Source organism: Bacillus sp. UNC41MFS5, from assembly GCF_000686805.1.
On sequence record NZ_JMLP01000017.1, the window covers coordinates 157,005 to 164,272 of the forward strand.

Here is a 7,268-nt window from a genome sequence, read left to right on the forward strand (position 1 = left end):
TTTAGCGCACTGAGGGTCTGGCCCCATTTTCAGTTTTCCCGTTCCACCGATTTTGTCAGTTGTTTATTATTTTCGGCAGCATTTCGGTGAAAATCTCGACATACATGGATACTAGCATTATTATTGCGGGGATGGAAAGAATCACAAAGGTGAGGTAGGCAATCTTCATCCTGCCCTTTGATTGGTCGGACCAGTCCGTAATGTATTCAATTAGGAATGCAAGAATGACAGATCCGATAAAAAATGAAACTGAAAATAAAGCTATTCCTATCGGTGCTTGTGGTCCAAACAATTCATTACCAGGATTGGACAGAAACAAAGGAGTTCCATAGATAATTAATAGAAACAAACCAAATAATAAACCTTTAACCACCCAACTTTTTCTTGAACGATGAAAAAGGAATGTGTATACAATACTATTTGCTAGGGTTACAGCAATACCGAGTATTACGATTAACAGTGTTCCTGATAAATGAAATCCACTCGCTAGTTGAGGAAAGAAATAAGCAATGATTCCCATAACTAATCTTAACAATATTCCAAAAATAACCCATGTAAAAAGAGCTGCGACATAACCAATACCTTACAATTTTGCCGTTCTTGCCCATCGATTGGAACTTGTTTTCTTGTCCACCTCACTGTTTAACTGTCCACTCATGGCAATGTCTCCTTACTTTAATAAAATGGCTAACGCAATATTTAGTATATTCAGACTGTTTCGTCCTTACGATAGGAATGATATTAATACATGCCTAAGGCACCAATCGAATGAAGAATTTTTTATGAATGAAGTTGAGCATAAAGATAAGATCCCGTGTAATGCCAGACTATTCGTGTGATTGTATTTCAAAAGGGGGGATATACGATGTCGGGACTCAATGTTCGTTATGGCGAAGTATCGGATTTAAATGGAATGATTCAATTGGACCGAAAGCTATATCCTCAAGATTGGCACGTTGAGCGTTCATTTGTAGAACGATTACTTGAACGAAACAAAAGAGTGTATAAAATTGTAGAGGACAATGGAGAGTTAAAAGGCTATAGCAGTTTAATATCTTTGAATAAAAGAACGTACGATCAATTATTATTGGGCCAAATAGATGAATCAAGAATTTGTCATCACGCGTTAGCTTATAAGAAAGGGAGAGAAGTGTATATTTATTTATCGTCCATTATAGTCGATATTCTTCATGAAGACAGGAAGAAATACAGTAGGGCATTAATAATGGCATTGCTGGATTGGATCGAAGATATTCAGGAAACTGGAGTCGTGATAAAGGAATTCGGTATGATCGCGATTACAGAAGCTGGGAATCGAATCTGTCAACGTTTGGGATTTAAAATGGCAGGGGAAGTAAAAGAGCATGGCGAAACCTATAATGTCTATAAAGGAACGGTTGAGGATGTTAGGAATGGAATAGTAGGAAAACAACTGATGGGATGAAGGGGGAATGGTCCAATGTTCAAAGTGCCTGACACCTTAGGTGATTAGGTACAGCTATAATTAATAAATTGTAGAAGAAAAAGCAAATAAGAAAAGCAGTTCGTTAGGAGGAATAGCTACATGGTAAAAGCCACGGAGAAGGAATTGGAGGTAATTGTAAAATTTGCATTGATGCTTTGGCCGGCATGTGATTCGAATGAGTTGAAGGAAGAATTTAGCGAATTATTACAGGACCAAGATGCTGCTATTTTTTTAGCAAAAGAAGGAACGGAATTTGTTGGATTTGCTCAATGTCAGCTTCGAAAGGATTATGTAGAAGGAACGGAAAGTAGTCCAGTGGGATATCTCGAAGGAATTTTTGTACAGGAGGTCTTTCGAAGAAACGGGATGGGAAAACAGCTTTTGGCAGCCTGTGAAATGTGGGCAAAGGAACGGGGCTGTAAAGAATTTGCAAGTGATCTGGAACTAGATAACCTAGATAGTTTAAGATTTCATCTCAAGAGTGGATTTCAGGAAGCCAACCGAATTATTTGTTTAACGAAAAAATTATAATAATCGAACCTATTTCCACAGAGACGCGTGCAAAGTATTTCATCGGTTGGAAGTGAACTTACAAAACTTTACCAAGCTATCCTAATTTTAGGGATAGCTATTTGTCTTAGTATCATTGGAGCTTGGGAGTGATTTCGTGGGTCTATATAAAGAGAGGAATATCAAAGCTGGTGCTACGGCAGCCTTATTTTACCCTGACTACTTGCTTGTTGAGTGGTATTTTTTGTTTTGTACTACTGCACTATAGTCCCTACCTCGATACAAAAATCCCCACTGGTTACTATTTTTTCGCTTAACTTGTCCATAAAGGTTGCTAGATAAATTTTTCTGATTTACCTACACTTTACTTGATATTCACAATCTATCAACATTCATCCTCTATTATTAACATGTACATTACTAGGTTAGGATGGAGGTACTTTTATGAAAAAGGTCAATTCACAAATAGGTTTAGACAGACGAGACTTTATTAAAAAAGGTGGTTTAGGTGCACTTGCCCTCACAGTTGCATCAGCCGGAATTCCAGTAAATTTTTTAAGCAACACAGCTCATGCAGAGAAATTGGATCACAATGTTACACTCCAATTTAAACCTGGTGGAAAGTTCAAAATTGTTCAGTTTAATGATACTCAAGACGATGAACGTATTGATCGCAGAACCATCCAACTTATGGAGAAAGTTCTTGATTCCGAGAAACCTGACTTTGTCGTGCTTAATGGTGATAACATTTCTGGGGGTTGCGATACTCCTATGGAGATGAAACAAGCTATAAACAATGTAGCCCAACCGATGGAAAAAAGAGGTATCAAGTGGGCGGTTACATTCGGGAACCACGATGAAGATTCTTCCCCAAAAAGTGGGCTTAATGAAGAAGACATGTTGAAAATTTACATGTCCTATAAATACAATATGAATCAGCCAGGGCCAAAAGGAGTTACCGGAACTGGGAATATGAACCTTATCATTAAGAACTCTAGAGGTAACAAAGCTGCATTTAATCTTTGGCTGTTAGATAGTGGAAGGTATGCACCGCCTACCATTGCTGGTCAAGATTTTAAAGGATACCCCGCATGGGATTGGCTCCGCTTTAATCAGGTAAGCTGGTATTATGAAACATCAAAGAGAATAGAGAAGCAATGGGGATATAAAGTTCCTTCGCTCGTGTTCATACATATCCCTCTATGGGAACATCGATATATGTGGTATGCAAGCGTTGATGAGAGAACTGATGCTAACCATACCCTAGCGGTTACAAAGCATAATATAGTAGGAGAAAGAAATGAAGAGGAATGCCCGGGTCCAGTTAACAGTGGTTTGTTTTCGGCCATGCTAGAGAGGGGCGACGTAAAGGGCGTCTTTTGCGGTCATGATCACGTCAATAACTATATGGGTAATTATTATGGAATTTTGCTTGGTTACTCCAGTAGCACAGGGTTTGGCGCTTACGGCCTACCAGGATCTGAAAGAAATAGACTTCGAGGAGCCAGAGTATTCAATTTAGATGAAAATACAGAAGGCACGCTTACTGAAACCCACATGGTATTCGCTAAAGATTATGGAATTGACTTAACAGCGAATGATCAAAGTGTTGACCCTGAGCCACTACAGGAGATTGGGAAAAATAAGAATATAAATATTGAGGTCAAAAACTAAAAACAATTGTTCTCGTAATTGCTATTTCTAGCAAAAAACAGGTCAAACCCTTGACCTGTTTTTCCTTGTTCTTATATTGTTACCTATTTACAAATGGCTGATTCATTTACCGCAAGAAGCCTTTTTTTTACTTTACGGGCAATGGAACGCTCTTTCATTTACCGCAAGAGCCCCTTTTTTCACTTCTCGGGCAATGGAACGACCCTTTATTACCGCAAAGAGCTCTTTTTTTTCTTCTTGAGCAATGAACCACCTTTCATTTAGAATAAATGATTCCTAATTATACAACATTACATAATAGGAATTTAATTTTTAAACTGATACTAGTTAGATACCAATGAGTTTTTGAAAAAATCCGCATGTTTGTCACTAGCCATTGTTTTGAGTTCTTTAACATTTACATCAGCATATGCAACAAAACGAACCACACGGCGGAAGTAGACGTGCTGGATTTGGCGGAAAGAACTGATGATGCAACACAGTATTGCATTCTTGTGGACTATTATCGCTACTCAAACCAAAACTACTGAAACGTATCGTCTACATCGAAAAGCTACCATTCTTAAACTATTACTTATAGGGGACTTGGCGGAAAAACTGGAACTATTCATGATCTGAATGAGCTGTTTACGATTTTAAATTTGGAACAAAGATAATGGATTAAAACAATAGCCGTCATGTGACTTTTCACATGACGGCCTTTTTTATTTATTGGTGGTAGAACTGTTGAGGCTTTCCATTTGTTCACCAGAGGAATCCTCAATTTCATCACTTGCTTCTTCGACTGTGTCCATTTTTTTGTTATTCGTCTGAAAAATATCTTTAGATACGGTGTTAAGCTTATTAACAAAGCGATTAAAACCAAGTCCTACAAAGAAAGCAATGCTAATCGGTGCATATGGAGTATCTTGATAATCTGTAAATTGAATTAAAAGTATACCGCTTTGGATAATAGTGACGGCTACAACTGCCGTACCGGTAGCAAATATCGGATAAAAAATATACATTATCCATTTTCGATAATCGTGTAATTCGTCTTCCATATAGTGAGTACAGAACATATATAGATGCCTAAGGGAACCGCCAATGGCTCCAGCGAAAAAATAGTACAAAAAGATTTTGATATCAGAAATGAATGGAAGAAAATTTTCCAGTGCACCGGTCCCCAACATGCCGACCGCAAGGAAACTGCCAAAAAACAGAAGGGAAAGGTATGTCAAAATAACTGCTTTTAACCATCTCTTCATTCGTGCACCTCCACTTGTTGCCATCCTATGTAGATGCAGTTTTAAATGTCACTACCTGACGAATTAAAAGACAAAGGTACCTTGGCCATTCTTAGCTGTTTATCGAACTTTAATCGCTCCATCCAGTTGTAATAGTGTTACATTGTTGGTTTCTACGGTTTCCCTTTGCCTTAAAAAATAGGCATATTAATTAGACCCGAGAGACTGTATTAATATTATTGAATTTGCTGAGGACCTAAAAAAGAGTGATTAAAGAAACTATCTCTTCTTTAGAAATGTAAACTTCTTTGGACATAGTAAAGGTTTTTGCTGTTTTTAACTAAATAATAATATTATGTAAACTAACGTCAATTTGGGTATTCTTCGATTCATAGAGGGCTTATTTCATTTTTGTAGAATTATTTCAAAGGAGTATATAGAGTTGTTTGTATTCATTTTAATGCTCAAACGAAAATGCAGTAGATTCCTTTAATCACCAGGTAAAAATCCAGGATTTAAAATTAACAACAAAAAAATCAGGATTAGAATGCGACATTTTTTCTTTGTTCGGTAATTCTTCATATAACATTAGTTCAGAAGTTGGAGATGTGGTTACAATCAAACAAACGGTAATAAAAAACCTCATTTCATCACCTATTGTAGACCCTAATGGCGTTGAAATTACAAATGACCAGGTTTTTAGTTTGTGAAAAGATGTACTTAAATAAAACGTGTGCTTGAGTTCAAGAAGGATTGCAGCTGCAATCCTTTTTTGTTATTCAGCTAACGGGGCAGGTGTGCGGCCGAGCCTTGGTCGTATCATATAACGGGTGGGATTCCCGTCGAGTAAGAACTAGCCATTCGCTCGTAGCGAGTCTTGGAGGGCTAAAGGTAACTTTAGTCTTTAAGCGTAGACAGTTAGGTGGAGCAGCCGTCAAGGCTGAGAATCTTATGGAGTGAAAGTCTCCTGTCATCAATTGACCGATTCGGATGACTAGCATATCCAATGCGTGGGGAGGTAACGAACTACGTTCTGCTTGGAAGTAAAAGTCACGGCGGCCTATTCTACACAGAGAGAATAAGGTCGGAACAGTCTGTGTGGCGAGCAAACACAGAGGCCAGAAGGAATTAACGAATACTGCAATCCCGAAATCTACGCCCCTCAAAGAAACTGTTCGAGGGATGTTTCGCTTAGCGTCGACCTTTGTCTAACGGGGGAAGACCGATGTCTTACGGGAAGAAACGGTCAAAAGCACCGTAAGAGCAGCCGGGGTATGGGTTCTGGCATCTGTGGAAAGATTTTCAGAGATAACGACGGGAAGGTCCTACTTCAAATTGGGAAGGTACTAACCAATAAAGACCTATCATATAAGAGGCTAATAGAAAATGTTAGGATGATTTAGGACTGGCGCATGAGGTCGTAGTAGCGATGAGGGAAGGGTAATGCCTTCTTAAGTGTAAGGTAATTGCACTTCTATCAAGGTAACTCCTATGATGGAGCGAAGGACCTCTGGGCACTTGGACAGTTAGAACTTCAAAGACACTGAGCTTTGTCTATTTGTTCATAGACTAGCATACAAGTAAACCATTAGTTGATGGGGGAATATGTGTACCAGCATTTAATCCTGCGGTTATTTGGGAAGGCGAGTGTGTGATGAAGTCCAAGGTCAGAACCGGACTCGGGAAATCCGACCGTCCGGGATCGTAGGGGGGCTACAAGAAACGTGGCTCAATAATCATTGATTGCGCGCGCTTGTTTTCTACCCGACGGCGGGCCGAAAGCCGATTGGTTGAAGGGATTGAGCTCCATAATGTTAGTAAAACGAGAGGGCTGATGCTTTACCTGCAGCAGAAAGCTACATTTTATCCTTCGTTTAAGGCAAGATGGATAAAACCTCTCTGGAGTCAGAGACCTTGGCACGTTACACATTGATATGATACGGCAACTCGGGAGACCCTACCTGTCTTTTCTTATAAGAAGAGTATGGTGTACAAGCGATAAAAAAGTAAGGAAGCCAAACGCAAGGTAGGGAGTCGGATAGCAGCGTAGTGCGTGCGTGGCAGCACGTTCATCAGGTGGGTTAAAGTCCCACTGAATCTCGGACTAGGAGATTCATATCCAAATTTGGGAGTAATGTCTCAAGAGCTGATGATTTATCATCAGAGGGCAGGGCGTCCACCGTGAGGTGGAGTCTGAAGGGCTTGAGGAGAAATACCAGGCCGTAGTGAAACGGGGCTACCCGAAATGCGAACCGGTCGGCCAAAGATGGGGCAAGGTCGAGCCTGCACTATGGAGGCGAAGGCATTACTAGTCCACCCATCGTACCAAGGTGTGTGCGGGCGGCATGGTATGGAAGATGAACGTAGCGACCCATGGAGATCTCGTAGTGTCT

Annotated in this window: 6 protein-coding genes; 4 read left to right on the top strand and 2 right to left on the bottom strand. The window is 39.7% G+C overall.

The features are described from left to right. Nucleotides 1-55: 55 nt before the first annotated feature. Nucleotides 56-535 carry a hypothetical protein gene (locus tag BR30_RS0110555; protein ID WP_155928542.1) on the bottom strand — a complete coding sequence of 160 codons (480 nt, stop codon included), beginning with the start codon at nt 533-535 and terminating at the stop codon, nt 56-58. 330 nt (nt 536-865) lie between these two features. Here BR30_RS0110555 and BR30_RS35175 point away from each other — a divergent pair, with 330 nt between their 5' ends. From BR30_RS35175 to BR30_RS37775, 4 genes are all read left to right on the top strand, one after another. Next, entirely contained in the window at nt 866-1,444 is a 579-nt protein-coding gene (locus BR30_RS35175) for a hypothetical protein (protein ID WP_026565000.1), read from the top strand. A gap of 120 nt (nt 1,445-1,564) precedes the next feature. Then, the gene (gene aac(6'), locus BR30_RS0110565) at nt 1,565-1,996 is read left to right on the top strand and encodes an aminoglycoside 6'-N-acetyltransferase (protein WP_026565001.1); all 432 of its coding nucleotides are present in this window, start codon (nt 1,565-1,567) and stop codon (nt 1,994-1,996) included. A gap of 423 nt (nt 1,997-2,419) precedes the next feature. Then, a complete protein-coding gene (locus BR30_RS33100) occupies nt 2,420-3,649 on the top strand; it encodes a metallophosphoesterase family protein (protein ID WP_035445337.1) in 1,230 nt (409 codons plus the stop codon). A 468-nt stretch (nt 3,650-4,117) separates the two neighbouring features. Beyond that, nucleotides 4,118-4,267, top strand: coding sequence for a hypothetical protein (locus BR30_RS37775; protein WP_155928544.1), 150 nt, complete (start codon nt 4,118-4,120; stop codon nt 4,265-4,267). Between the two features lie 86 nt (nt 4,268-4,353). On the opposite strand, the gene BR30_RS33105 is transcribed toward BR30_RS37775, so the two are convergent. Next, nucleotides 4,354-4,896 carry a hypothetical protein gene (locus BR30_RS33105; protein WP_231507673.1) on the bottom strand — a complete coding sequence of 181 codons (543 nt, stop codon included), beginning with the start codon at nt 4,894-4,896 and terminating at the stop codon, nt 4,354-4,356. Nucleotides 4,897-7,268: the final 2,372 nt, after the last annotated feature.